The 23,797-nt window shown below is 65.6% G+C and carries 23 protein-coding genes; 9 read left to right on the top strand and 14 right to left on the bottom strand.

The genetic code is table 11. The features are described 5' to 3' along the window. Positions 1–36: 36 nt before the first annotated feature. From HB681_RS04950 to HB681_RS04940, 3 genes are read right to left on the bottom strand one after another with little or no spacing between them, the layout of a single operon-like run. A complete protein-coding gene (locus tag HB681_RS04950; RefSeq protein WP_345944624.1) occupies positions 37–1,101 on the bottom strand; it encodes an aldose epimerase family protein in 1,065 nt (354 codons plus the stop codon). After that, a complete protein-coding gene (locus tag HB681_RS04945; protein WP_213953652.1) occupies positions 1,098–1,736 on the bottom strand; it encodes a 3-oxoacid CoA-transferase subunit B in 639 nt (212 codons plus the stop codon). The genes HB681_RS04950 and HB681_RS04945 overlap by 4 nt, the downstream gene beginning before the upstream one ends. Position 1,737: 1 nt before the next feature. After that, positions 1,738–2,547, bottom strand: a complete 810-nt coding sequence (locus HB681_RS04940; RefSeq protein ID WP_213953651.1) for a CoA transferase subunit A — start codon at positions 2,545–2,547, stop codon at positions 1,738–1,740. A gap of 89 nt (positions 2,548–2,636) precedes the next feature. Here HB681_RS04940 and HB681_RS04935 point away from each other — a divergent pair, with 89 nt between their 5' ends. From HB681_RS04935 to HB681_RS04925, 3 genes are all read left to right on the top strand, one after another. Next, positions 2,637–3,203: a LuxR C-terminal-related transcriptional regulator gene (locus HB681_RS04935; RefSeq protein WP_213953650.1), complete on the top strand. Its 567-nt coding sequence runs from the start codon at positions 2,637–2,639 to the stop codon at positions 3,201–3,203. A gap of 152 nt (positions 3,204–3,355) precedes the next feature. After that, the gene (locus HB681_RS04930; RefSeq protein WP_213953649.1) at positions 3,356–4,708 is read left to right on the top strand and encodes a toll/interleukin-1 receptor domain-containing protein; all 1,353 of its coding nucleotides are present in this window, start codon (positions 3,356–3,358) and stop codon (positions 4,706–4,708) included. A 118-nt stretch (positions 4,709–4,826) separates the two neighbouring features. Then, positions 4,827–5,021, top strand: a complete 195-nt coding sequence (locus HB681_RS04925) for a hypothetical protein (protein WP_256734817.1) — start codon at positions 4,827–4,829, stop codon at positions 5,019–5,021. A gap of 17 nt (positions 5,022–5,038) precedes the next feature. Here the strand turns inward: HB681_RS04925 and alkB are convergent, their stop codons facing one another. The 9 genes from alkB to HB681_RS04880 all read right to left on the bottom strand — a co-directional run bounded on the left by alkB (position 5,039) and on the right by HB681_RS04880 (position 15,101). Further along, positions 5,039–5,680 (bottom strand): DNA oxidative demethylase AlkB, encoded by a 642-nt coding sequence (gene alkB / locus HB681_RS04920; RefSeq protein WP_213953647.1) that lies wholly within the window; start codon positions 5,678–5,680, stop codon positions 5,039–5,041. 2 nt (positions 5,681–5,682) lie between these two features. Continuing rightward, positions 5,683–6,369, bottom strand: a complete 687-nt coding sequence (locus HB681_RS04915; RefSeq protein WP_213953646.1) for a 2OG-Fe(II) oxygenase — start codon at positions 6,367–6,369, stop codon at positions 5,683–5,685. Beyond that, the gene (gene ada, locus HB681_RS04910) at positions 6,366–7,454 is read right to left on the bottom strand and encodes a bifunctional DNA-binding transcriptional regulator/O6-methylguanine-DNA methyltransferase Ada (RefSeq protein ID WP_213953645.1); all 1,089 of its coding nucleotides are present in this window, start codon (positions 7,452–7,454) and stop codon (positions 6,366–6,368) included. The genes HB681_RS04915 and ada overlap by 4 nt, the downstream gene beginning before the upstream one ends. A gap of 103 nt (positions 7,455–7,557) precedes the next feature. Beyond that, on the bottom strand, positions 7,558–8,445 hold the full coding sequence (locus HB681_RS04905) for an ABC transporter permease subunit (protein WP_213953644.1): 888 nt from the start codon (positions 8,443–8,445) through the stop codon (positions 7,558–7,560). Next, positions 8,438–9,226 (bottom strand): ATP-binding cassette domain-containing protein, encoded by a 789-nt coding sequence (locus tag HB681_RS04900; protein WP_213953643.1) that lies wholly within the window; start codon positions 9,224–9,226, stop codon positions 8,438–8,440. Before HB681_RS04900 ends, HB681_RS04905 begins: the two co-directional genes overlap by 8 nt. Before the next feature lie 26 nt (positions 9,227–9,252). Then, positions 9,253–10,263: a taurine ABC transporter substrate-binding protein gene (gene tauA / locus HB681_RS04895; protein ID WP_213953642.1), complete on the bottom strand. Its 1,011-nt coding sequence runs from the start codon at positions 10,261–10,263 to the stop codon at positions 9,253–9,255. A gap of 221 nt (positions 10,264–10,484) precedes the next feature. Further along, positions 10,485–11,408, bottom strand: coding sequence for a DmsC/YnfH family molybdoenzyme membrane anchor subunit (locus tag HB681_RS04890; RefSeq protein ID WP_213953641.1), 924 nt, complete (start codon positions 11,406–11,408; stop codon positions 10,485–10,487). Next, complete coding sequence (locus tag HB681_RS04885) at positions 11,405–12,076, bottom strand: 4Fe-4S dicluster domain-containing protein (RefSeq protein ID WP_213953887.1); 672 nt, start codon at positions 12,074–12,076, stop codon at positions 11,405–11,407. The genes HB681_RS04890 and HB681_RS04885 overlap by 4 nt, the downstream gene beginning before the upstream one ends. An 85-nt stretch (positions 12,077–12,161) precedes the next feature. Then, positions 12,162–15,101, bottom strand: a complete 2,940-nt coding sequence (locus tag HB681_RS04880) for a molybdopterin-dependent oxidoreductase (protein ID WP_213953640.1) — start codon at positions 15,099–15,101, stop codon at positions 12,162–12,164. A gap of 94 nt (positions 15,102–15,195) precedes the next feature. On the opposite strand from HB681_RS04880, the gene HB681_RS04875 reads away from it, so the two are divergent. The 3 genes from HB681_RS04875 (at position 15,196) to HB681_RS04865 (ending at position 16,875) form a co-directional block, all read left to right on the top strand. Further along, entirely contained in the window at positions 15,196–16,140 is a 945-nt protein-coding gene (locus tag HB681_RS04875; protein WP_256734816.1) for a LysR family transcriptional regulator, read from the top strand. 142 nt (positions 16,141–16,282) lie between these two features. Then, positions 16,283–16,477 (top strand): type II toxin-antitoxin system VapB family antitoxin, encoded by a 195-nt coding sequence (locus HB681_RS04870; protein ID WP_213953639.1) that lies wholly within the window; start codon positions 16,283–16,285, stop codon positions 16,475–16,477. Then, on the top strand, positions 16,474–16,875 hold the full coding sequence (locus HB681_RS04865) for a PIN domain-containing protein (protein WP_213953638.1): 402 nt from the start codon (positions 16,474–16,476) through the stop codon (positions 16,873–16,875). The genes HB681_RS04870 and HB681_RS04865 overlap by 4 nt, the downstream gene beginning before the upstream one ends. A gap of 239 nt (positions 16,876–17,114) precedes the next feature. On the opposite strand, the gene HB681_RS04860 is transcribed toward HB681_RS04865, so the two are convergent. Continuing rightward, a complete protein-coding gene (locus tag HB681_RS04860; RefSeq protein WP_345944623.1) occupies positions 17,115–17,690 on the bottom strand; it encodes a VOC family protein in 576 nt (191 codons plus the stop codon). Positions 17,691–17,693: 3 nt separating this feature from the next. Then, the gene (xsc, locus tag HB681_RS04855; protein ID WP_213953637.1) at positions 17,694–19,514 is read right to left on the bottom strand and encodes a sulfoacetaldehyde acetyltransferase; all 1,821 of its coding nucleotides are present in this window, start codon (positions 19,512–19,514) and stop codon (positions 17,694–17,696) included. Positions 19,515–19,688: 174 nt separating this feature from the next. Here xsc and HB681_RS04850 point away from each other — a divergent pair, with 174 nt between their 5' ends. The 3 genes from HB681_RS04850 (at position 19,689) to HB681_RS04840 (ending at position 23,595) form a co-directional block, all read left to right on the top strand. Next, a complete protein-coding gene (locus tag HB681_RS04850) occupies positions 19,689–20,516 on the top strand; it encodes an IclR family transcriptional regulator (RefSeq protein ID WP_213953636.1) in 828 nt (275 codons plus the stop codon). Positions 20,517–20,547: 31 nt separating this feature from the next. Then, complete coding sequence (locus HB681_RS04845) at positions 20,548–21,486, top strand: AAA family ATPase (protein WP_213953635.1); 939 nt, start codon at positions 20,548–20,550, stop codon at positions 21,484–21,486. A 387-nt stretch (positions 21,487–21,873) separates the two neighbouring features. Next, entirely contained in the window at positions 21,874–23,595 is a 1,722-nt protein-coding gene (locus HB681_RS04840; protein WP_213953634.1) for a cobalt chelatase, read from the top strand. Positions 23,596–23,797 lie beyond the last annotated feature (202 nt).

Genomic DNA, 23,797 nt, shown 5'->3' with positions numbered 1-23,797 from the left:
TCCCCCAGACAGCCTGTCGGTCAAGTCACGCGGCGGTCAGAAAACTCCGAAGCGATGCACCGTGCAGCTGCGGAAAACCTCTCCTGGCCGCAGGGTCGTGGAAGGGAAATCCGGGTGGTTCGGCGAGTCGGGAAAGTGCTGGGTCTCCAGGCACAAACCGTCCCCCTGCCGCCAGACGACGCCTGCGCTTCCGGCAAGGCTTCCGTCCAGGAAGTTGCCCGAATAGAACTGCACGCCGGGCTCCGTCGTCCAGACCTCTATCGCGCGGCCGGAGGGGTCGTGCTCGACGCGTGCGGCAAGCGACAAGCCATTGCTGCCCGCGTCCGTCCGGTCCAGCACCCAGTTGTGGTCGTAGCCCTTTGCGGTGAGCAGTTGCGGATGCGCTTGACGGATGCGCGCACCAATCGTTGCGGGCAGGCGAAAGTCGAAGGGCGTGCCGTCGACGTTGGCCAGGCCCGTGGGTATCAGCGTCGCATCCACAGGCGAATAGCGGCTCGCATGAAGCGTGAGGCGGTGGTCGAGGATCGAACCTGTGCCGCCCAGGTTGAAGTAGCCGTGGTGGCTCAGGTTGACGATGGTCGGTGCATCGCAGGCCGCTTGGTAGTCGATGCGCCATTCGTTGGCCTCGGCGCCCAGCGAATAGCGCACCATCACGCGCATTTCGCCGGGATAGCCTTCCTCGCCATCGGCGCTGGTGTAGCGCAGTTCGAGCGCCGTGGCGCCCTCGTGCTGCACCGGCGCCATGTGCCACCAGCGCTTGCCGAAGCCGCGATTGCCGCCGTGCAGCGAGTTGGGGCCGTTGTTCAGGCTGACCTGATGCTTGACGCTGTCGATCTCGAAACGTCCACCGGCCAGGCGATTTGCGAAGCGCCCGACGATCGTGCCGAAGTTCGGGTTGCGCTCGACGTAGTCCGCGAGCGTCGGCAGGTCCAGCACGATGTTGCTGCTGCGTCCGTCGCGGTCCGGTACATGCAGCGCGGTCACGATGCCGCCGTAGTTGATGGCTGACACTTTCAGGCCGCGGCCGTTGTCGAGCGTGTACTCGACCACGTCCTGGCCGTCCGGCATGCGCCCGAAGGCGCGCTCGCTCAGCTGGATCACTGGATGAGCTTGCAGCCCGTCTTGCCTTGCAGTTCGTCGAAGCTCACGCCGGGCGCACGCTCCGTCACCTTCAAGCCCTCGGGCGTCACGTCCATCACGGCCAGGTCGGTGATGATGCGGTCGACGACGCCCACGCCGGTCAGCGGCAGGGTGCAGGCATCGAGGATCTTCAGGTCTGTGGTGCCGTCCTTCTTCTTCGCGACGTGTTCCATGAGGATGATCACGCGCTTCACGCCGGCCACCAGGTCCATCGCGCCGCCCATGCCCTTGACCATCTTGCCGGGGATCATCCAGTTGGCCAGGTCGCCCTTGGCGCTGACCTGCATCGCGCCCAGGATGCTGAGGTTGATCTTGCCGCCGCGGATCATCGCGAAGCTGTCATGGCTGCCGAAGATCGCGCTGCCGGGCAGCGTGGTCACGGTCTGCTTGCCGGCATTGATGAGGTCGGCGTCGACCTGGTCCTCGGTCGGGAACGGACCGATGCCGAGCATGCCGTTCTCGCTCTGCAGCCAGACTTCCTTGTCGCCGACGAAGTTCGCGACCAGGGTCGGGATGCCGATGCCGAGGTTGACGTAGAAGCCGTCTTCGAGTTCCTGTGCTGCGCGTGCAGCCATTTGGTCTTGGGTCCAGGGCATCTCAGTTTCCTTTGGTGTTCTTCACGGGGACGGCGGGCACTTCGCTGCCGGCGGCGGCCTGGGCGATGGCGGCCTGGGCCTCGACCTTGGCGGCGACCGGGTCGACCGGCGCCGATGCGCTCACTGTGCGCTTCTCGATGCGCTTCTCGGGTGTGGCGTTGAGCACGATGCGGTGCACGTAGATGCCCGGCAGGTGGATGTCGTCCGGCGCCAGTTCGCCGACCTCGACGATCTTCTCGACTTCGACGATGCAGACCTTGCCGGCCATAGCCGCCGCCGGGTTGAAGTTGCGCGCCGTCAGGCGGAAGCGCAGGTTGCCGGACTTGTCGGCCACGTCGGCCTTGACGAGTGCCACATCGGGCACCAGCGAGCGTTCCATGACGTAGGTCTCGCCATCGAACTCGCGCAGTTCCTTGCCTTCTGCCACCTGCGTGCCGACACCGGTCTTGGTGAAGAAGGCCGGGATGCCGGCGCCGCCGGCGCGCAGCTTCTCAGCGAGCGTGCCCTGCGGCGTGAATTCCAGTTCCAGTTCGCCCGCCAGGTACTGGCGCTCGAACTCCTTGTTCTCGCCGACATAGCTCGCGACCATCTTCTTGATCTGCCGCGTTTCCAGCAGCTTGCCGAGGCCGAAGCCGTCGACGCCCGCGTTGTTGGAGATGCAGGTCAGGTCCTTGACGCCCGAATCGTGCAGCGCGTCGATCAGCGCCTCGGGAATACCGCAGAGGCCGAAGCCGCCGACGGCGAGGGTCTGGCCGTCGGCCACGATGCCCTTCAGCGCCGCATCGGCGGAGGGAAAAATCTTGTTCGCCATGGCGTGGAATCCTTGGGTCGAGTGGGTTGAAAAAACACGTTTGGAACTGCGGCAACGATACTACGTAGTCGCATACGTAGTAATTCGTAATGGGCACACCCGATATCGACTACCGCCTGGCCTTCGAGAACGCGCCCGTGGGCATGGTGCTGTCGCGCCACCGGACGATGGTCGACTGCAACGCACGCCTGTGCGAGATGTTCGGGGCCACGCGCGAGGCATTGATCGGCCAGTCGTTTCGCGTGCTGTACCCGAGCGTCGCCGAATTCGAGCGCATCGGCAAGCGCATGGAGCCGATCCTGAACGCCAGCGGGCGCTACGCGGACAACCGGATGATGAAAAGGCTGGACGGCCCGCTGCGCGGCGAGACCTTCTGGTGCCACGTCAGCGGCCATGCACTGAACCGGGCCGCGCCGCACGAAGCCGGCATCTGGACCTTCGAGGACCTCGGCTCGCGCCGCTCCGGCAAGGCGGCGGACCTGACGCCGCGCGAGCGCGAGGTGGCGGCGCATGTGATGCAGGGCATGACTTCGAAGCAGATCGGCAAGGCGCTGGGCATCAGCCACCGCACCGTCGAACTGCACCGCGCGCGGCTGATGCGCAAGTACAGTGCGAGCACGACCGCCGAACTGGTGCAGAAGTTGTTGGCGGGATGAAATTCTTCACGAACGTTCTAGCCATGCTTGGGGATGCGGGTCGCACTTGAAAGTGCTGCAATGCATGTCCGGGGAGCAGCATGCGCGCGAGCGTCGCCAGACATCCGCGACGCTGGAGCGCTTGAAAGTTGAGGTGGGCAATGCGAGATGCAATGAGGCTGTTCATCAGCCACATATCAGAGGAAGCTGAAGTCGCCAAGCTTCTCAAGAAGATGTTGAAAGAGGACTTTCACGAACATGTGAACGTCTTCGTATCCTCTGATGTCACCAGCGTCGGCGCAGGGGATGAATGGCTTGTTGCCATTCGCGAGGAGATCAACCGTGCGTCTGCCGTAATTGTGTTGTGCAGCAGCACGTCTCTAAAGCGACCTTGGGTGCAGTTCGAATTGGGGGCGGCGTGGATGCGAGGCATTCCGATCATCCCGGTGTGCCATTCGGGCCTGAAGATCACGGAACTGCAGTTGCCGCTGTCACTGAAAGAAGGACTCGAACTGGGTGCGGTGCAGGGCCTAGAGCGCCTCTACGTCCGCATCGCAAGCGAATTGAAAATGGACGATCCACCGTCGCACCGAGACGTGGAGGCGCGTCGACGTCAGGTGCAGGAATTGGAGAAAAATTTCCAGCGCAACGAATCACAAAAGTTCGGCCGCTACTTCGACATCGTTGTGCCAGCGCCCGGTCGCCTTCGGGATCCGGTCATTCCAGATAGTGCACTCATTGCCTCCGACACGGAGTCGTTGAACCTGTTCGGATTCCTGTCCGGCGGCGACGGTCGACTGACATGGAAGGATTTGGTCGCAGCAGCGAAAACAAAACCGGATACGCGTTGGATCGAACAACTGCAAGAGTGCGTGTATCGCGTAAGCAACAACATGATGTTCATGCCCGTTCAGGCGGTTTATCACACCAATCGCGGCTCATTCCAACCGCAATTGGCCAAGCGCGAATCTTTGGGGAACGGCGATTGGTCGTTCCACGTTCACTTGGTCGAGACGGTCGTCGCCCCGCTCTTCGAAGTCGACAACGACTTTCACAAGTTAGCGACGATGCTCAGGCTCGGCCTACGCTTTCGCTTCGAAGTCATAGAGCAATTTCGCAGGCTGACAATCCAGAAGAGCCCGCACCGCGAGACGCTGGCCCAGCTGAAACACGCGATGAGCGTGATCAAAAGCGACGCGTTGTCGCGAGGCGCGCAGGGAATCGATCGATGCGCAGTGATTGACCTATTCGAGTCCACTCACGACCAATCCGAAATCTCCGAGATCCTTGAGGCGCTGCATGTCCATCGCGCACTGATGTTTCGGGTCGACCCGGAAATCGATCCCGACGAACTGCGCGTAGCAATTGACGCCTTGCGATCTCTAAACGTTTCGTTCATGGAACTCGGTACTCGGCGTTTACACCACATGGTCAGGACGAGGTGGGCCAAGGACGGAAGTCGAAGGCCCACAAACTCGGCATTGGCGTCGAAGAATGGGCAAGGGCAAATCTGCGGCGACGCGTGAACGCATGATTCGACCGCTTTAACTGACCGCAACGCGCATATTCACGACCTCGGCCGAACGGACAGCATGGGGAAATGACCTACAGAAATCCCATTTACATCGGACCAATATGCACGTCATGACACACACCAAACTCATCGTTCGGGAGCCTGTCGCAGGCTCGTATTTCTGGGCCTTGATCGAGTCCGACGCCAATGGCGACGCGGTACGCGATGTCGAGACCGCCGAGAAGGATTTCGACTCGTACGAAGCCGCGCTCGCAGCCGGCACGCGCGCGTTGAAACGCCTTGTCGAGCGCGAACACGCGCACTGACTAGGCAGGCGCGGGAATCAACCGGCCTTGCGGAAGGTCAGGTTGATGCGGCAGCGTCCGGTCAAGGGATGCTCGCCCTCCTTGAGCGGCAGGATGCCGTGGTGGTTGAGCCTTGCGGGGCCGCCCCAGACGACCACGTCGCCGTGCGCCAGCGGCAGGCGCTTGGACTTGTCGGCGCGCTGAAGGCCGCCGAAGAGGAACACGGCCGGCAAGCCCAGCGACACCGAGACGATCGGATGAGCGTGGTCGCGCTCGTCGCGGTCCTGGTGCAAGGACAGGCGGGCGCCCGGTTCGTAGCGATTGACCAGGCATGCGTCAGGCTCGAATTCCTCGAAACCGGCCGCTGCGCTCGCGCCGCGAGCCAGCGCACGAAACGATTCGGGCATCGCCGGCCATGGCTCGCCGTTGGCCGGGTCGATGCGGTCATAGCGGTAGCCGGTGCGGTCGCTGACCCAACCGAGCGCGCCGCAATTGGTCATGGCCACCGACATGAGGAAGCCGCCCGGCGTCGTCATGTGCCGCCATGGCGAGGACGCGAGCACGGCTTCCAGGTCGCCCAGCAGTTGCGGCGCGCGGTCACATGCGAAGGCACGCAGCAGCACGGCGCCCGGCACGATCGGCAGCGACAGGCCCTCCTCGGCTTCGAACAGGTCACGCATCGTCAAGCCGCGTCGTGAAAGATGATGCCCGCCGTGTGCCGGTGGCCCGAGCGCACGCGACTCACGCCATGCCGCAGGTTCACGCGATAGGGTCCGCGCGTTCCCTGCACCGGCCGATGGTGCACCGCGATGACGGCCGCGTCGCCCTGGCGCAAGGGCAGGACGATGGGGCGCGACTGCATGCGCGGGCGTTGCTCGGTCATGACGAATTCTCCACCCGTGAAATCGCGGCCGGGTTCCGAGAGCAGCACCACCACCTGCAGCGGAAACACATGCTCGCCGTACAGGTCCTGGTGCAGGCAGTTGTAGTCGCCCTCCGCGTATTGCAGCAGCAGCGGCGTCGGCCTGGCCTGGCCTGCCGCGTGGCAGCGCGCGATGAACTCTTCGTGCGTCGGCGGAAAGCGCACGTCGATGCCCATGGCCTGGTGCCATCGATTGGCGATCGGCATGAGCCTGGGGTAGAAGGCCTCGCGCAGCCGCGCCACCAGCGGCGGCAAGGGATACGCAAGGTACTTGTATTCGCCGCGACCGAAGCCATGCCGCGCCATCACGACACGACTTCTGAACAGCTCGTCCCTGGCATAGAGGGCTGCCAGCGAATCGCATTTCGCGGGCGTCAGCAGACCTTCGATGATGGCGTGGCCTTCCGCGTCGAGCGACTGCCCGACGACCTCCCAGTCCACCTTCATGCGACGGCCTCGTGCTCGCGGTCCAGCAACGCGCGCTTGCGCTCGACACCCCAGCGGTAGCCGGACAGCGCGCCGTCACTGCGCACCACGCGGTGGCACGGTATCGCGATCGCCAGCGTGTTGGCTCCGCAGGCCTGCGCCACGGCGCGGTGGGCATTCGGCGCGCCGATGCGGTCGGCGATCTCCGAGTAGCTCACCGTCTCGCCAACGGGCACGGCGCGCAAGGCTTGCCACACGCGTTGCTGGAACGCCGTGCCGCGCACGTCGAGCGGCAGGTCCAGGCCATGGCCGGGCGCTTCGACCAGGCCGACCACCTCGGCCACCAGGCGATCGAATTCCGGGTCATCGCCGGTCAGCCTCGCCTGCGGAAAGCGGTCCTGCAAGGCACGCGCCAGTGCTTCGGGGTCGTCACCCAGTTCGATCGCGCACACGCCGCGCCCGCTGCGCGCCACGAGGATCGCGCCGAGCGAACACTGGCCGATGGCGAAGCGGATGTCGGTGTCGGCGCCACCCGCCCTGAAGGCGCTCGGCGTCATGCCCAGCAGCTGGTCCGATTCCTCGTAGAAGCGGCTGTTGGCGTTGTAGCCGGCGTCGTAGATCGCATCGGTCACCGTGTCGTTGCGGCCCAGCGCTTCGCGCACCCGGCTGGCGCGGTGCGCCATGGCGTAGGCCCTGGGCGTGACGCCCGTCACCGACTTGAACACCCTGTGCAGGTGATAGGGGCTCATGCCGGCGCGCTGGGCCAGTTCGTCGAGGGACGGCGCCTGCTCGGCGGTTTCGATGAAGCGGCACAGGTCGGCAATCATCCCGGCCTGCCTTTGCGCACGCGGCGGCTGGTCGGGCTTGCAGCGCTTGCAGGGCCGGAAGCCCGCGCGTTCCGCATCGGCCGTGGACTCGTGGAAGGCCACGTTCTCGGGCCGCGCCAGGCGTGCGCCGCACGAGGGTCGGCAGTACACGCCGGTGGATTTCACCGAATAGAAGAACTGCCCGTCGAAGCGGCCGTCGCGCGCCTGCACCGCGACCCAGCGTGGATCGTTCAGCGTCTCCGCGGCTTGCAGATCGGTGGTGGTCATCATCATGTTCATCTTGCCCATCCTTTCGTTCCTGAGTGGATGGGAATGACTTTAGGCAATGACATGCGGCGCGCCACTCCGGCGCTTGCTTTTGAATTCAGGCGACGGCCCGCGCCTACATCCGCCCCTTCCAGGGCACCACGGTCCGCTCCACCCAGCGCATCAGCAGGTCGAACAGATACGCCACCACGCCGATCACGATGATGCCCATGATCACGATGTCGGTGCGCAGGAAGTTGGAGGCGTTCAGCACCATCTGCCCCAGCCCCATGTTGGCCGCGACCATCTCGGCGGCGACCAGCGTGGTCCAGCCAAAGCCGATGGCGATGCGCATGCCGATCAGGATGTCTGGCATGGCAGAGGGCAGGATCACGTGGCGGATCACCTGCATGTAGCTCGCGCCCATCGAGTAGGCCGCGTTGATTTGCTCCTGCGAGGCACTGCGCATGCCCGCGCGGGCGGCGAGCGCGAGCGGCGCGAAGCAGCTCAGGAAGATCAGCAGGATCTTGGGCGTCTCGTCGATGCCGAACCAGATGATGATGAGCGGCAGGTAGGCCAGCGGCGGCAGCGGGCGGTAGAACTCCAGCGGCGGGTCGAAGATGCCGCGCACGACGCGGCTCATGCCCATCGCGATGCCGACCGGGATGGCCGTCACGCAGGCCAGCAGGAAGGCCGAGAACACGCGGAACATGCTGGCCAGGAAGTGCTGCCACAGCGGCTTGTCGTTGGCCTGGCCGGTCAGGTATTCGTAGAACTGCTGGAACACGGCCTGAGGCGTCGGCAGGAACAGCGGCTTGATCCAGCCGATGTTGGTGGCGATGGCCCACAGGGCGATCAGCACGACGACCGTGACGATGCTGATGACCACGCTGGAGCCCTCGCCCGGCACCTTGAAGGCGCTGGTCTTGAGCTGGCCGCCAGCAGCCGCGACGACCGGTGCGGCCGGCGGTGCGGAGGACGAAGGCGACACCACGATGGGCGAGGCAATGGTCACGTCAGGCATGCGCCACCTCCCGGTGATGGATGATCGCCAGCACTTCCTCGCGCATGCGGATGAACTCCGGCTCCGACTTGACCTTGCGCGCGTCACCATGCGCGAGGAACTGGCGCGAGAACGGCACGTCTTCGTAGACATGCGAGATGCGCCCGGGACTCGGGCTCATCACGATCAGCCGCGTGCCGAGGAACAGCGCTTCTTCCACCGAATGCGTGATGAAGAAGACCATCTTCTGCGCCTTGGCCCAGGCCTGCAGCAGGATCTCCTGCACTGTCTCGCGCGTGAAGGCGTCGAGCGCGCCCATGGGCTCGTCCATCAGCAAAACGGCCGGGTCGCTGGCCAGCGCGCGGGCGATGCCGACGCGCTGCTGCATGCCGCCCGACAGCTCGAAGACCGCCCGATCGGCGTACTTCTCGAGGCTGACCAGGCGGAGCTTGGCCAGGGCGATCGCGTCGCGCTCGGCCTTGCCCATGCCAGTGAAGCGCAAGCCCAGGGCCACGTTGTCGCGCACGTTGAGCCAAGGCATCAGCGCATGCTTCTGGAACACCACGCCGCGGTCGGCGCCCGGGCCGGTGACGGGCTGGCCGTCGAGCAGGATCTCGCCGCTCGACGGCGGCAGGAAGCCGGCGATGCAGTTCAGCAGCGTGCTTTTGCCGCAGCCCGACGCGCCGAGCGCGACCGTGAAGTCGCCGCCATGCATCGTCAGGTTGACCGGCGCCAGCGCCTGCAGCGTGCCGCCCTTGATGGCGTAGTTGACCGTGAGGTCGCGGATGTCGAGGGTCGGCATGCGGGCTCCTTCCTGTGTGCGGAGGCCTACTTGGACGCCGCCGCCTTCTGCACGTAGGTGGTGGTCACGAAGGCGCTGTAGTCGGGCTTGACCTCCTGCACCCGGCCCTGCTCCTTGAGGAAGGCCGCGGTGTTGGCCATGGCCTTGGCTGCGCCGCCGCCGAGCCACGTCGGCGAGAGTTGCTCGGCATAGGTCGGGAAGGTGTAGAGCGCCATCGCCGGGCCGACGTCGGCCGGGTTGGCCTTGGTCCACTTGGCCATGGCCTTGGTCTGCGCGGAGTCGGCCGTCCAGGTCTTGCCGGTGGCCTTGTACTCCTCGTTCGCGCGGTTGAGCGCCTTCACGAAGGCGACCATGAAGGCGTCGTTGGCCTCGGCCCACTTGGCATTGACGACGATGCCCTCGAAGGTGGGCGCGCCGCGCTTGCCGATGCTGCCCGAGGTGGCGATGACCTTGCCGTTGCTCTTGATCTTCGACAGCACCGGGTCCCAGATGAAGGTGGCGTCGATGTCGCCGCGCTCCCAGGCGGCGGCGATCTCGGGCGGGCGCATGTTCATGACGTTGACGCTCTTGCCGTCGACGCCGTCCATCTTCATGCCGGCCATGAGCTGGTAGTGCGCGGTCGACACGAAGGGCGTGGCCACCTTCTTGCCGGCCAGGTCCTTCATGCTGTTGATGTTGGAGCCGTTGCGGGCGACCAGCGCCTCGGCGTCGGCGATGTCGGCGGAAATCCAGAACAGCTTGATGTCCTGGCCCTGGCTGGCCGCGGCGGTCAGCGGGCTGGAGCCGGTCTCGCCCATCTGCACGTCGCCCGAGGCCATCGCGCGGATCACGTCGCCGCCGCCGTTGAACATCCGCCAGTTGATCTTGTAGCCGGTGGCCTTCTCGACCTCGCCGGATTCCATCACGAGGCGCAGCGGCACCAGCATGTCCTGGTGGGCGAAGGTGACTTCCTTGGCCTGTGCGAAGGCGCCGCCGCTCACGATGCAGGCGGCCGCCAGCGTCGTGAGTTGCAGGGTGAGGCGACGTGACATGTTCATCTGAAACTCCTGTGAATGGATCGAAGCACTTTGCACCCATCGAGTGCCGCCACAAAGTGCCAGCACCGTTTCGGCCATGGAGCCAGCCGATGGGGACTTACCCTTGCGCTTGGTGCAATTCGCACGCAATAGGTGCGAGCCGCACCGCGGGCTGCGCGGGGCGCGTGGAAGCATGACACGTTTTGGCGGTTACGTTGTCTGGCGTTGCACCGAGGCATGCCTCACGACACCACCTGGTAATAGAGGTTCTGCGGATGTCTCGCCTGCGCAAAGAAGAACCACCTGTCCGCAAGAAGCCCCGGGATCTGCACCAGCAACGCGAGCACGAAGGCGGCCCTTGAGCCTGCCGCGACGCCCCACAGCATGAGCACAGTGGGCACCGCGAACCCCAGCACGATCAAGGCTAGCCTGACCTTCCCCAGCGCGGCTTGCCCGGCGTTGTGGAAAAACTCGCGAGTATTGAAAGAACCCGCCGACATGCCCATCGACTTCTGCACCAGCTTCGCCGCGCGGATGCCGGTGGCGGATTGCAGCGTGGACTTGTGCTTGAGCGCGGCATTGCGGCGCAGCGCCAGCGTGCGGGTGAGCCACGCGGCCAAAGTCACCGTCAGCGCCGCGGGGCCAGTGGCAGCGAGCAAGTGCTGCTGCCCGAGCAAGGCCGCAAGCGCGCTGATGAGGATCAAGCCCGACGACAAGCCCGTGAGCGTGAAGTTGACGAGCGTCAGCGGCTGCGCCCATTCCTGGATGAAGCGCAGGCAGGCGTAGATCATCGCCGTGCAATACCAGAGCAATGTGGCCAGAGCGATGGCGACGAGCGGCAGGAGTAGGCCATCCACGCCCGCGCGCAGCGCCAGCCACCAGAGCGCGACCACGCCGATGAATGCCGGCAGCACGATCACCTCGCGCGACAGCCAGGACGTGCGCCACATCAGCACGGCGCGCCAGGCACGTTCGGGTCGGCCGAGGTGCGCGAAGGAAGCGCCGAGGCCGATCAGCAGCATCGCCTCTGCGACCGTCAGAGCGACGCTCATGAACGATGGCGCCATTGCCAAGCCGGCCGACCTTGCCAGAGCCAGCGCCACCACCAGGCCCTGCGCCGCGCCGGCGATGGTCGTGAAGATGACGACCGAGAACGCCGGGTTCATGGCTGGCCTCCAACGCGCGGCTGAACCCTGGACGCCTCGCCGACCACTTCTGTCACGCGCCGCGGCAGGTACTGGTTGGCCGGACTGGTTTCCCATTCGGGCATCAGCGCGTAGCCGCCGCGTTCGCGGATGGCCTTCGACGCCTCCGAGTTCGGGTCCCTCACATCGCCGAAGATCCGTGCGCCGGTCGGACAGGCCTTTACACACGCCGGCTTGCGGTCCTCCTTGGGCAGCTTCTCGTCGTAGATGCGATCGACGCACAGCGTGCACTTGGTCATCACCTGCCGTTCCTCGTCCAGCTCACGCGCGCCGTAGGGGCAGGCCCATGCGCAGTACTTGCAGCCGATGCACTTGTCGTAGTCGACCAGCACGATGCCGTCTTCCTTCCGCTTGTAGCTGGCGCCTGTCGGGCAGACCGGCACGCAGGGCGGGTCTTCGCAGTGCAGGCAGCTCTTGGGGAAGTGGATGGTCTCGGTGAGCGGGTACTCGCCGGCCTCGTAGGTCTGCACGCGATTGAAGAAGGTGCCCGTGGGATCGGCGCCGTAGGGGTTCTGGTCCACGAGCGCGCCCGCGCTGCCCGAGGTGTTCCACTGCTTGCAGGAAGTGACGCAGGCGTGGCAGCCGACGCAGACGTTGAGGTCGATGACCAGCGCCAATTGCTTCGCCAGCGTGTCCCCCGGCTCCCACCTGACTTCACTCCCTCTCCCGCTGGCGGGAGAGGGGGAGGAGACAGCAAGTCCTTCAGCCACTGGATCATTTGCGCCTCCCGGCAAAGTAGGTCAACACGCTCGCGGCCTTGCCGATCACGCCGGGTGTGGTGGGCATCGTTCTCATCTGCGGAAAGCTCTCCTTTGGTTCCTCAGGGTGCGCCGGCCGTATGCGTACGCGCACGTCGTACCAGCCCGCCTGCCCGGTGACCGGATCGGAATTGCTGATGGTCTTCCCGCCATGCGCATTGGCGAACGGCAACTCCTCCGTGATCAGGTGGTTCAGCAGGAAGCCCTTGCGTGCCTCATCCGCACCGGGTGCCAGTTGCCAGGCGCCGTCCGCCTTGCCGATCGCATTCCAGGTCCACACGGTGCCGGGCTCCACGGTCTCGCTGTAGCGCAGCATGCAGCGCACCTTGCCCCATTGGCTTTCCACCCAGCACCAGCCGCCGTCCTCGATGCCGGCCGCCTTCGCGGTCACGGGATTCACATTCAGGTAGTTGTGGCTGTGGATCTGCCGCAGCCAGGCATTCTGCGAATCCCAGGAGTGGTACATCGCCATCGGCCGCTGCGTGATGGCGTTGAGCGGGAAGGCCTCGCGGTCGGTCACCGCGTCCTCGAGCGGCGGGTACCAGAATGGCAGTGGATCGAAGTACCTGGCAATGCGCTCGCGCAGCTCGTCGGGCGGCTGGCGGCCTTGGGTCTTGCCCTGCGCAGCCAGGCGAAAGGATTGCAGCGTGTCCGAATACAGGGCGAGCTGCACCGGGTCGTTGCGCTGGCGCCAGCCCTTGTCCTTGGCGAAGTCGAGGTACTCGCGGTTCCAGTTGCGCATGTAGTGCATGGACGCGGGCATGTGGTACTGGAACACGCAGTTGTTCTGCGCGTAGGCTTCCCATTGCTTCGGATTGGGCTCGCCCTTCAGGTGCTCGGTGCCATCCTTGCCGCGCCATCCCATCAGGAAGCCGATGCCTGGCTGCGGCTGGAAGTTGACGACGAAGTCCGGGTAGCCCGTGAACTTGCGCCCACCTTCCGGCGTGGTGAACGCCGGGAACTTGAGGCGCGACGCCAGCTCGATCAGCACCTCCTGGAAGGGCCTGCATTCCCCCGTCGGAGGCACGACGGGAACGCGCACCGAATCCACCGGCCCGTCGAACTCGCTGATGGGCCGGTCGAGCATGCCCATCACGTCGTGCCGCTCGAGGTAGGTGGTGTCCGGCAGCACCAGGTCGGCAAAGGCCACCGTCTCGCTCTGGAAGGCATCGCACACCACCAGGAAGGGGATCATGTGCTCGCCCTTCTCGTCCTTTCGGTTGAGCATCTCTCGCACGCCCATCGTGTTCATGCTCGAGTTCCAGGCCATGTTGGCCATGAAGATCATGAGCGTGTCGATGCGGTACGGGTCGCCCCGCACCGCGTTGGTGATGACGTTGTGCATGAGCCCGTGGGCCGACAGCGGATGCTCCCATGAGAAGGCATGGTCGATGCGGATCGGCGAACCGTCGGCATTGATCGCCAGCTCGTCCGGACTCGCCGGAAACCCGAGCGGCGCCGCGTTGAGCGGCGTGTTCGGCTGGATCATTTCCGGCGAGTTGAACGCACGGTAGTTCGGCACGATGTGCCGCGGGTACGGCGCCTTGTGGCGGAAGCCACCCGGCGCGTCGATGGTGCCGAGCACGCTCATCAGCACGGCCAGTGCGCGCACCGTCTGGAAGCCGTTCGAATGCGCCGCCAGTCCGCGCATCGCATGGAAGGCGACCGGCCGCGCCTGCGTGGTCGGATGCACCTTGCCCCAGGCGTCGGTCCACGGTATCGGAAGCTCGAAGGCCTGCTGCAGCGCGGTCTCGCCCATCTCGCGCGCCAGCTTGCGGATGCGGTCGGCATCGATTCCGGTGATGAGGGACGCCCACTCCGGCGTGCAATTCGCCACGCGGTCGCGCAGCAGCTGGAACGATGGCGCGACGTGCGTGCCGTCGGCCAGGGTGTAGCGGCCTTCGAGGGCCGGGTCGCAGCCCTCGCCGATGCCTTCGGGGTAGGCGGGCTTCACGGTGTTGTCGGCGCGGTCCCAGATCAGCTTGTTGTGCGGGTTTCGGCCATCGCCCGGCGGGCCGCGTTGGGGGTCGAAGGCGAACAGGCCCTCGCGCTCGCCCTCGTCCAGCACCACGAGTTGCGGCGCGTTGGTGAAACGCTGGAGGCAGGCATGGTCGACGAGGTCGTTGGCGAGCAGTTCATGCAGCAGCGCCATGAACAGCGCGCCGTCCGTGCCGGGCTTGATCGGGATCCACTCGTCCGCGATGGCCGAGTAACCGGTGCGCACCGGATTGATCGAGACGAAGCGACCACCCTCGCGCTTGAACTTCGACAACGCGATCTTCATCGGGTTGCTGTGATGATCCTCCGCGGTGCCGATCATCACGAACAGCTTGGCGCGGTCCAGGTCCGGCCCGCCGAATTCCCAGAAGCTGCCGCCCACGGTGTAGATCATCCCGGCCGCCATGTTCACCGAGCAGAAGCCGCCATGCGCCGCATAGTTGGGCGTGCCGAACTGCCGCGCGAACAGGCCGGTGAGGGCCTGCATCTGGTCGCGGCCGGTGAAGAGCGCGAACTTCTTCGGGTCGGTCGCGCGGATCTTGCCGAGGCGCTCGGTGAGGATGTCGTAGGCGCGCTCCCAGCTGATCGGCTCGAACTCCCCTGCCCCGCGTTCGCTTCCCGCCTTGCGCAGCAGCGGCCGGGTGAGCCGGGCCGGGGATACCTGCTTCATGATCCCCGACGAGCCCTTGGCACAGATCACGCCCTTGTTGAGCGGATGCGCGGGGTTGCCGTCGATGTAGCGAACCTCCGGCCCCTGCTCGCCCTCGCGCAGGTGCACGCGGATACCGCAGCGGCAGGCGCACATGTAGCAGGTGGTGGTCTTGACCTCGCATTCGGCGGTCTGCGTGGGCGAGGCGAGCGGGTCATGGAGCGGCTCGCGCGAGAGGAAATCGAACACCGTGGGGCACCTCTTGTGTGGGCTCGTGGAGCCGCGTGTGCGGACGATGCTAGGCAAGAGTGCCCGAACGGAAAAGCGGAGAATATTGTTCAGAATGATCGATAAATCCACTCAGCAGGATTTCCGCCGCCTGCGCCTGAACCTGCGGCAGATCGAGGTGTTCGTCGCCACGGCGCGTGGCGGCAGCACGCGCGCGGCGGCTGACCGCGTGTCACGCTCGCAATCCGCCGCGAGCGCCGCGCTGGCGGAGCTTGAAGCTGCCTTGGGCGCCGAGTTGTTCGACCGCATCGGCCGCCGCCTGGTGCTCAACGAGAACGGTCGCGCCCTGCTGCCCAAGGCCCAAGCGCTGGTCGAACAGGCGGCCGAACTGCAATCGCTTTTCAGCGCCGAACACGCGGCGCCGTTGCGCGTCGCGGCGAGCTTCACCATCGGCGAATACCTGCTGCCCGATCTGGTCGCGCAATGGACGCGCCTGCATCCCAGGAGCCACGTGCACCTGCGCATCATGAATACTTTCCAGGTCTCGGAGGCGGTGGCCGGCTTCGATGTGGACGTGGGTTTCATCGAGGGTCCGCAGACGCATTCCGACCTGGTGGTGCACCCCTGGCTCAACGACGAACTGGTGATCTTCGCGGCGCCCAATCATCCGCTGGCACGCCGCATTGCCACGCCGGCGCAACTGTCGCAGGCCACCTGGGCAGTGCGCGAGCACGGCTCCGGCACGCGGCTGGCCACCGACCACTGGCTGATGCAGAACCTCGAGCAGGTGCGCGTGGGCTTCGAACTCGGCAGCAGCGAGGCGATCAAGCGCGTGGTCGCAGCGGGCGACGGCCTAGGCTGCCTGTCACGCTTCGCGGTGGCGCAGAGCCTGGGCGACGGACGACTGGTCGAGCTGCGCACCAGGCTGCCCAAGGCGGCGCGCAAGCTGTCGATCGTGCTGCACAGGGAGAAGCGGCTCGGGCGCGCGACGACGGAGTTCCTGGCGCATTGCAGCAGCGCGGCCCCGCGCGCGAGGCACACGAAAAATCCCTCGCCTTGAGCCCGTCATTCAGAGGCTGGTGCTGTCCAATGTCGCCGCTCGGTAGTCGACGGTCGCACGCAACGGTCTTCATCCAGGAGCTTCGACACAGCTTGTCGCACCCGAGCTAAAATGTGTACCATAACCCAATGGAGTACACATCATGCGGACCAACATCGAGATTGACGACAGGTTGATGAAGGACACGCTGCGCGCAACTGGCCTGAAGACAAAACGCGAAGCTGTGGAACTTGGATTGCGGACCTTGCTCCTTTTGCGCCAGCAAGAGCGGATCCGCCAACTCCGGGGAAAGATTTCCTGGGAAGGGGACCTGGATGCAATGAGGTCAGACAAGTGATTCTGGTCGATTCAAGCGTTTGGATTGACTACTTCCGCGGATCCACAACAGCGCAAACGGAAAAGCTCGACAGCTTGCTTGGGCTGGAACCACTCGTGATTGGCGACTTGATACTCGCCGAAGTCCTGCAAGGCTTTACGACCGACAAGGACTTCAAGCAAGCGCTGAAGTTCCTGGGCTCGCTCGAAGTTGTCGAACTCGGCGGCCGGGACATTGCGATAAGAGCCGCAACGAACTTCCGGGCGCTGAGAGTCCTGGGCGTCACGATACGCAAGACGATTCACACGATCATCGCCACGCGATGCATTGAGAACGGCTACACGCTTCTGCACGGCGACAGGGACTTCGAACCGTTCGTGACGCATCTCGGTCTTCGCAGTGCGATTCGGGCAATCTAACCCTGGCGATGAGAGCATCTCCGCATTGCGACGCAGTTCGCATCACCGCGGTCGCTACCCGGCTCATCGTGGCCCTGCTCGCCGCGGTGCAATGGCTGCAGGGCCGCGCGGCCCGCGCCGCGCCGCGGCGCGTCCGGCCGGCTGAGTCAGGCGCCCTGGGCCCGCCCACGGTGATTGCCCGTCAAGGAACTCCAGCGGTGGCGCTGGAGACTCGAAGTCCGTGGAATCCGGTATTGGCCTCACGGAGGCACGACATTGCTCCACTCCCCCTGCTGCAAAACAACGCGGTAGCCATCTTTGTCTTCAAACGTGCGGCCCTGACTTTCCCAGTATGGATTGAACGACGAGACCTGCTTAAACCCCGCAGCCAACATGCTGGCGCACGCAGCTTTCCACTCGGGTTCCCCCGGGATGTAGAAGACCGCGAGCTCTTCCACAGTGGGGGCCGCTGCGACGGGGTGAGTTCGGCAGTACGTGAACTCGAAGTGGTAATTCGAAGCGGCGAACCCCAGCATGACGCCGTCGAACCCTCCATGATTCTCGAAATTTCCGACAATGCTCAGCCCCAGGCCACGACAGTACATGTCTGTGGTTCCCGCGAGGTCGCTGACAGGCCTGGCGATCCGAAGATGATGCGACATGGTCTCGGCAAGAAGTTGAATGACGGCGGTCCAAAGTCGAATTCGAGCGGCGGACTGAATCACCCGCGCCGCGTGCCGAGCGATCACCGTTTCTTCGTCGGTGCTGCACGCCCAGCCATCCGCATTCGGCCAGCACTCTCGCGAGATCGGCGACCGCAGTAGAAAGCTCTGCACCTTCTAGACGTAGTCCTTGTACTTATCGAGGAACCGCACCGGCTTCGACAGCGCATCGCGCCGGAACGGATCACCCAGCTCGCGCGTGCACATGATCTCGATGACACAGGTCTTGCCCTCGTTCATCTGCAGATCAATGGCCTTCTTCAACGCCGGGCCGACGTCTTCCAGCTTGTCGACCACGATGCCTTCCGCGCCCATCGCCTTCGCGATGCCGGCGAAGCTCTCGCTTTCCAGTTCGCCCGCGACGAAGCGGCGGTTGTAGAAGTCGACCTGGTTCTTCTTCTCCGCGCCCCACTGGCGGTTGTGGAAGACCACCGCCGTCACCGGGATGTCGTGGCGCACGGCAGTCATGATCTCGACCATGCTCATGCCCCAGGCGCCGTCGCCGGCATAGGCCACGGCCGGGCGGTCCGGTGCCGCGCACTTGGCGCCGATCATGGTCGGCAGCGAGTAGCCGCAGTTGCCGAAGCTCATCGGCGCGAAGAAGCTGCGCGGCTCGTCGAAGCGCAAATAGCTGTTGGCGATGGCGTTGATGTTGCCGATGTCGGTCGAGACCATCACGCGCGGCGGCATGGCCTTCTCCAGTTCGCGCAGCACCTGGCGCGGGTGCAGGTAGGTGCCGCCGGTCGGGGTCTTCTCGCCCTTGGCTTCCTCGATGGCGTCAAGGCTGAATTGATCGCGTTCATGCGTCCACTCGTCAAGTTCCTTCTCCCATGCGGCCTTCTCTGACTTGATCGTTTCCGCACGTGCGGCCTTGGTGGCATCGCAGGCCAGCGTCTTGCCGTCCAGGCGCTTGAGCAGTTCCTTGGCCGTCGCCTTGGCATCGCCGTGGATGCCGACGGTGATCTTCTTCACCAGCCCGAGGTTGGTGTGGTCGGCTTCGACCTGGATGATCTTCGCGTCCTTCGGCCAGTAGTCCATGCCGTGCTGCGGCAGCGTGCCGAAGGGGCCCATGCGCGAGCCGAGCGCGATCACCACGTCGGCCTGCGCGATCAGCTTCATCGCGGCCTTGGAGCCCTGGTAGCCCAGCGGGCCAGCCCACAGCGGATGGCTGGCGGGGAAGGAGTCATTGCGCAGGTAGCCGTTGCATACGGGTGCGCCGAGGCGTTCGGCCAGTGCCTTGCACTCTTCCACCGCGTCGCCCATCACCACGCCGCCACCCGAGAGGATCACCGGGAACCTGGCCGTGGCCAGCAGTTCGGTGGCAGCGGCCAGGCTGTTCTCGCCGCCGGCGCTGCGCTCCACGCGCATGGGCTTCGGGATCTCGCAGGTGACTTCGCCGTAGAAGTAGTCGCGCGGGATGTTGAGTTGCGTCGGGCCCATCTCGGAGATGGCGCGGTCGAAGCAGCGCGCGGTGAACTCGGCCATCCGCTTCGGGTTGACCACGTGGCCCTGGTACTTGGTGAACTCCTGGAACATCGGCAACTGGTTGGCTTCCTGGAAGCCGCCGAGGCCCATGCCCATGGTGCCGGTCTCCGGCGTGACGATGACGACCGGGCTGTGCGCCCAGTAGGCGGCCGCGATCGCCGTCACGCAGTTGCTGATGCCGGGGCCGTTCTGGCCGATCACCACGCCATGCCGGCCCGACACGCGCGCATAGCCATCGGCCATGTGGGCGCCGCCCTGTTCGTGAACCACCGGGATCAGGCGGATACCGGCCGGCGCGAAGATGTCCATCGCGTCCATGAAGGCCGAGCCCATGATGCCGAACATCTCGGTCACGCCGTTGGCCACCATGGTCTCGACGAAGGCTTCCGAAGGGGTCATCTTCTGCACGCCGGTGACGGCGGTGCGCGTATTCGCGGGGGGTTGCTGGGTCATGGAAAGTCTCCTGGTGGAATGGGAAAGGCGGCGGGACGTTGTCACAAAAGATGGAACGTGATGTTCCGGATTCGCATGGCGCCGAATATAGGTGCGGGCCGGGTCGGCGTCAAACCAATTTCAATTTTCGGAACGTGATGTACTATTTTTTGCAAAAGACTATGATCGCGCCCCATGAAGATCGTCAAGGGCCGGAAGGCCGAGCCAGTGGCGCAAGCAGTGCCGGAAAGCAGTGCCGACACGCCGGCGATGCGCCTCTTCGCGCTGCTCGAAACCATCGCGGCCAAGGACCAGCGCTACTCGCTGCAGGGCCTCGTCGAGGAGATGGGACTGCCCAAGCCTACGCTTCACCGCATGCTCCAACAACTGGAAGGCGCAGGACTGCTTCAGCGGGAGGGTGATGGCCGGCACTACGGCATGGGCACGCGCCTGCGCCGCCTGGCCGAGAACCTGCTCATGAACGACAGCCTGCACGGCGCGCGCCATGCGGTGCTGCGCCGCCTGGTGGAGGAAGTCGGCGAAAGCTGCAACCTCACCGCGCTCTCCGGCGGCGAGGTGGTCTACCTCGATCGCGTGGAGACGGCCGCGCCGCTGCGTTTCTACCTGCACCCCGGCTCGCGCGTGCCGGTGCATTGCTCGGCCAGCGGCAAGGTATTCCTCGCTCAGATGAGCCCGGCGCAACGCCGCCGACTTCTGGCCAACGGGCCGCTGGAGGCCTATACACCCGGCACGCTGACCGACCTTGCGCAGATCGAGGCCGAGATCGAGCGCGTGCAGAAGGACGGGCATGCCTTCGACAACGAGGAGTTCCTGCCCGGCCTGCTGTGCATCGCCGCGCTGGTGCCCAATCCCGACGGTCCTTCGAACCTCTGCCTGGCGGTGCAGGCGCCCGTGATGCGGCTGGACATGGCCAAGGCCAGGAAGCTGCTGCCCGCACTGCGGCGCGCCGCGCTGGCGCTGAGCCGGCTCGGCATGGACATCGACCCCGACACCCGCGCATGACGCCCCCACAGAGAACACGAGACCGCACGCCGTGACCGACACCGCCGCCCTCCTCCCCGACCGCCTGCTGAGCGTGCGCGACACCTTCGGCATCGACACCGACCTCAAGGTGCCCGCCTTCAGCGAACGCGACGAACACGTGCCCGAGATCGACGCCGTCTACCGCTTCAACCCCGACGTGACGCTGGCCATCCTCGCCGGCTTCATGCGCGACCGCCGCGTGATGGTGCAGGGGCTGCACGGCACCGGCAAGTCGACGCATATCGAGCAGGTCGCCGCGCGCCTCAACTGGCCCTGCGTGCGCCTGAACCTCGACGGCCACATCAGCCGGCTCGACCTGGTCGGCAAGGACGCGGTGGTGCTGCGCGACGGCCAGCAGGTGACCGAGTTCCAGGAGGGCATCGTGCCGTGGTCGCTGCAGCGGCCGGTGGCGTTGATCTTCGACGAGTACGACGCGGGCCGGCCCGACGTGATGTTCGTGATCCAGCGCATCCTCGAACGCGACGGCCAGTTCACGCTGATGGACCAGAACCGCGTGCTGCGGCCGCATCCCTTCTTCCGCCTGTTCGCCACGGCCAACACGGTGGGGCTGGGCAATCTCAATGGCCTCTACCACGGGGCGCAGCGGTTGAACCACGCGCAGATCGACCGGTGGAACATCGTCGCCTCGCTGGACTACCTGCCGCGCGAGGAAGAGATCGCCATCGTGCAGGCGCGCGTGCCATCGCTGGCCAATGACGAAGGGCATGCAATGGTTGCCAGGATGGTCGCGGTGGCCGACCTCACGCGCAAGGGCTTCGCGGCGGGCGACCTGTCGACACTGATGTCGCCGCGCACGGTGATCACGTGGGCCGAGAACGTGGAGATCTTCCGCGACGCTGAGCTGGCCTTCAGGCTCTCGTTCGTCAACAAGTGCGACGAGGCGGAGCGGCCCCTGGTCGCGGAGTATTTCCAGCGATGCTTTCCGTGACTTGACCCTGACAGCGGGCACTGGAAATGAAACGCTTGCGACCTTATCAGCCGGGCGAGTTCGTCGGCGGTGGGCGGGATCACGCCGACGGCGTACTCTGGTCCGCGAATGTCCCCCGCCGTCAGCCTTCGGCTGCCGACTCCTCCTTTATTTCGCTGCGCAGAGCACACCATCGACGTGATCCGGACACGCAGTGTTTGATCGGCCGGCGCGACGCTGCTTGTCCAGGGGCGAGGGCATCGGGTGTTCCCCGCAGCGAAATAAAGGAGGAGGCCGAAGGCCGGGGGACATTCGCGGAGGGGAATACCCGGTGTCCTCGGCCCGCGCTCTCGCCGTGGTTCGAGTCGCATGCGACGCGTGTTGCGCTCAGCGCAATGGAGCGCTGACATGAGCGACCTGCAGCAGCGCATCCGTCAAGAGCAGCGTATCGCAGAACTCTGCGCCGCTGTGATCCGTGCGGTGAGCGGCGAGCGCGACCTGCACTTTCGCGGGCGACGACTGCATCGCGGAAACGCGCCGCTGCCCTGGTTCGCACCACACCTGCATCCTTCCCCGGACACCGACGACTTCGATTCGTTCCGCGGTGCGGCCGATGGCATCGCCTTGCGCCTCAGCGCATCCGATTCCGAGTTGCATGCGCGGCTGAAGCCGGAGCCGGCGGTCGAGCGCTTCATCTTCGATATGCTGGAACAGTTCCGCTGCGAATCAATGGCGCCCCCATCGATGCCCGGCATGGTTCGCAACCTGCGGCACCGGCACGCGCAATGGTCGCTGGTCTTCCACCATTCGGGCATGACCGACACGGCCAAGGGACTGCTGCTCTACACCGTCGCGCAGATCTGCCGCGCCCGCGTGCATGGCGAGCAAGTGCTGGAAGAAACCGAGGACATGCTGGAGGCCACCCGCTTCGCGCTCTCTCCGCTCATCGGCCACGCGCTGGCGGGCCTGCGTCGAGACCGCACCGACCAAGCCGCATTCGCGGTACATGCACTGTCGATTGCTGGCACCGTCGCCGGCATGCTCGACGATGCGGGCGACGACCCACGCGACGCCTCCAGCAGCGAAACCGAATCCGACAACCAGCGCCAGCTCTTCAGCCTCATCGCCGAGATGGACCGCGAGTTCGAGGAGGCTTTCGCAGTGGCCGACGCGGGCCGCAGCAAGGTGCTCGACGATGCGGCTGGCGGCTACCGCGTGTTCACCACCACCTACGACCGGGAGCACGAGGCCGCCACGCTCGCGCGCAAGGCCGTGCTCGTGGAAAACCGCGAGCAGCTCGACCGCCGCATCGCCGCCCAGGGCGTCAACGTGGCCCGCCTCGCGCGCGAACTGCGCGCGCTGCTCGCCGAGCCGGCGCGCGACGGCTGGGACGGTGGCCAGGAGGAAGGCAGCATCGACGGCCGCCGCCTTGCGCAGTTGATCGCCTCCCCGACCGAGCGGCGCCTGTTCCGCCGCGAGCGGCACGAGCCCGTGGCCGACTGCTGCGTCACCTTCCTCATCGACTGTTCGGGCTCGATGAAGGCTCATGCCGAGTCGGTCGCGATGCTGGTCGACGTGTTCGCGCGCGCACTGGAGCAAGCCGGCGTGACCAGCGAAGTGCTCGGCTTCACCACCGGCGCGTGGAACGGCGGCCGTGCGCTGCGCGACTGGCAGCGCGCCGGCAAGCCCCCGCACCCGGGCCGGCTGAGCGAGCGCTGCCACCTGGTCTTCAAGAGCGGCGAGACGCCGTGGCGCCGCGCGCGCCCTTCCATCTCGGCATTGCTCAAGGCCGACCTGTTCCGCGAAGGCATCGATGGCGAGGCCGTCGACTGGGCCTGCGCCCGCCTGCTGTCACGCGCGGAAGAACGCAAGCTGCTGCTGGTGATCTCCGACGGCTCGCCGATGGACAGCGCCACCCAGCTCGCCAACGACACGCACTACCTCGACCACCATCTGCGCGAGGTGGTGTCGCGACACGAGCAGGCGGGCCAGGTCGAGATCGGCGCGATCGGCGTCGGGCTGGACCTGAGCCCGTATTACCTGCACAGCCAGGTGATCGACCAGGCGGCATCGACGGGCAACCAGGTGTTCCGGGAAATCGTGGGGCTGATGGCCAGGCTCGGGCGCTGATATGAGTCCTGCGCCATGGGGTTCGGCCGATTGCGCCGGAAGCGCTCACATTGGCCCTCCGGATCGCGTGGTCGGCAATCCGCGTCTGCACCCGCGCGACACGTGGCATACCCGAACTGGCGCGCGCGCCCGCCCACGGCTATGCTGCCCGCGAGCCATCACACCGGCTCGATGCGCCATGCTGCGCGCTCACCCAACTATT

Origin of the sequence: Variovorax sp. dw_954, assembly GCF_018449755.1 — a bacterium.
Taxonomy (GTDB): Bacteria; Pseudomonadota; Gammaproteobacteria; order Burkholderiales; family Burkholderiaceae_C; genus Variovorax.
This window is presented reverse-complemented; position numbering and strand designations above follow the sequence as displayed.

Coding starts and splice junctions, on each gene's coding strand:
- tauA (WP_213953642.1), bottom strand. CDS start 10,263: ATGAACATGTCACGTCGCCTCACCCTGCAACTCACGACGCTGGCGGCC.
- alkB (WP_213953647.1), bottom strand. CDS start 5,680: ATGCGTGACCTGTTCGAAGCCGAGGAGGGCCTGTCGCTGCCGATCGTG.
- HB681_RS04875 (WP_256734816.1), top strand. CDS start 15,196: ATGATCGATAAATCCACTCAGCAGGATTTCCGCCGCCTGCGCCTGAAC.
- HB681_RS04915 (WP_213953646.1), bottom strand. CDS start 6,369: ATGAAGGTGGACTGGGAGGTCGTCGGGCAGTCGCTCGACGCGGAAGGC.
- HB681_RS04900 (WP_213953643.1), bottom strand. CDS start 9,226: ATGCCGACCCTCGACATCCGCGACCTCACGGTCAACTACGCCATCAAG.
- HB681_RS04945 (WP_213953652.1), bottom strand. CDS start 1,736: ATGCCCTGGACCCAAGACCAAATGGCTGCACGCGCAGCACAGGAACTC.
- HB681_RS04840 (WP_213953634.1), top strand. CDS start 21,874: ATGAGCGACCTGCAGCAGCGCATCCGTCAAGAGCAGCGTATCGCAGAA.
- HB681_RS04850 (WP_213953636.1), top strand. CDS start 19,689: ATGAAGATCGTCAAGGGCCGGAAGGCCGAGCCAGTGGCGCAAGCAGTG.
- HB681_RS04930 (WP_213953649.1), top strand. CDS start 3,356: ATGAGGCTGTTCATCAGCCACATATCAGAGGAAGCTGAAGTCGCCAAG.
- HB681_RS04905 (WP_213953644.1), bottom strand. CDS start 8,445: ATGCCTGACGTGACCATTGCCTCGCCCATCGTGGTGTCGCCTTCGTCC.
- HB681_RS04925 (WP_256734817.1), top strand. CDS start 4,827: ATGACACACACCAAACTCATCGTTCGGGAGCCTGTCGCAGGCTCGTAT.
- HB681_RS04940 (WP_213953651.1), bottom strand. CDS start 2,547: ATGGCGAACAAGATTTTTCCCTCCGCCGATGCGGCGCTGAAGGGCATC.
- HB681_RS04870 (WP_213953639.1), top strand. CDS start 16,283: ATGCGGACCAACATCGAGATTGACGACAGGTTGATGAAGGACACGCTG.
- xsc (WP_213953637.1), bottom strand. CDS start 19,514: ATGACCCAGCAACCCCCCGCGAATACGCGCACCGCCGTCACCGGCGTG.
- HB681_RS04935 (WP_213953650.1), top strand. CDS start 2,637: ATGGGCACACCCGATATCGACTACCGCCTGGCCTTCGAGAACGCGCCC.
- HB681_RS04890 (WP_213953641.1), bottom strand. CDS start 11,408: ATGAACCCGGCGTTCTCGGTCGTCATCTTCACGACCATCGCCGGCGCG.
- ada (WP_213953645.1), bottom strand. CDS start 7,454: ATGAACATGATGATGACCACCACCGATCTGCAAGCCGCGGAGACGCTG.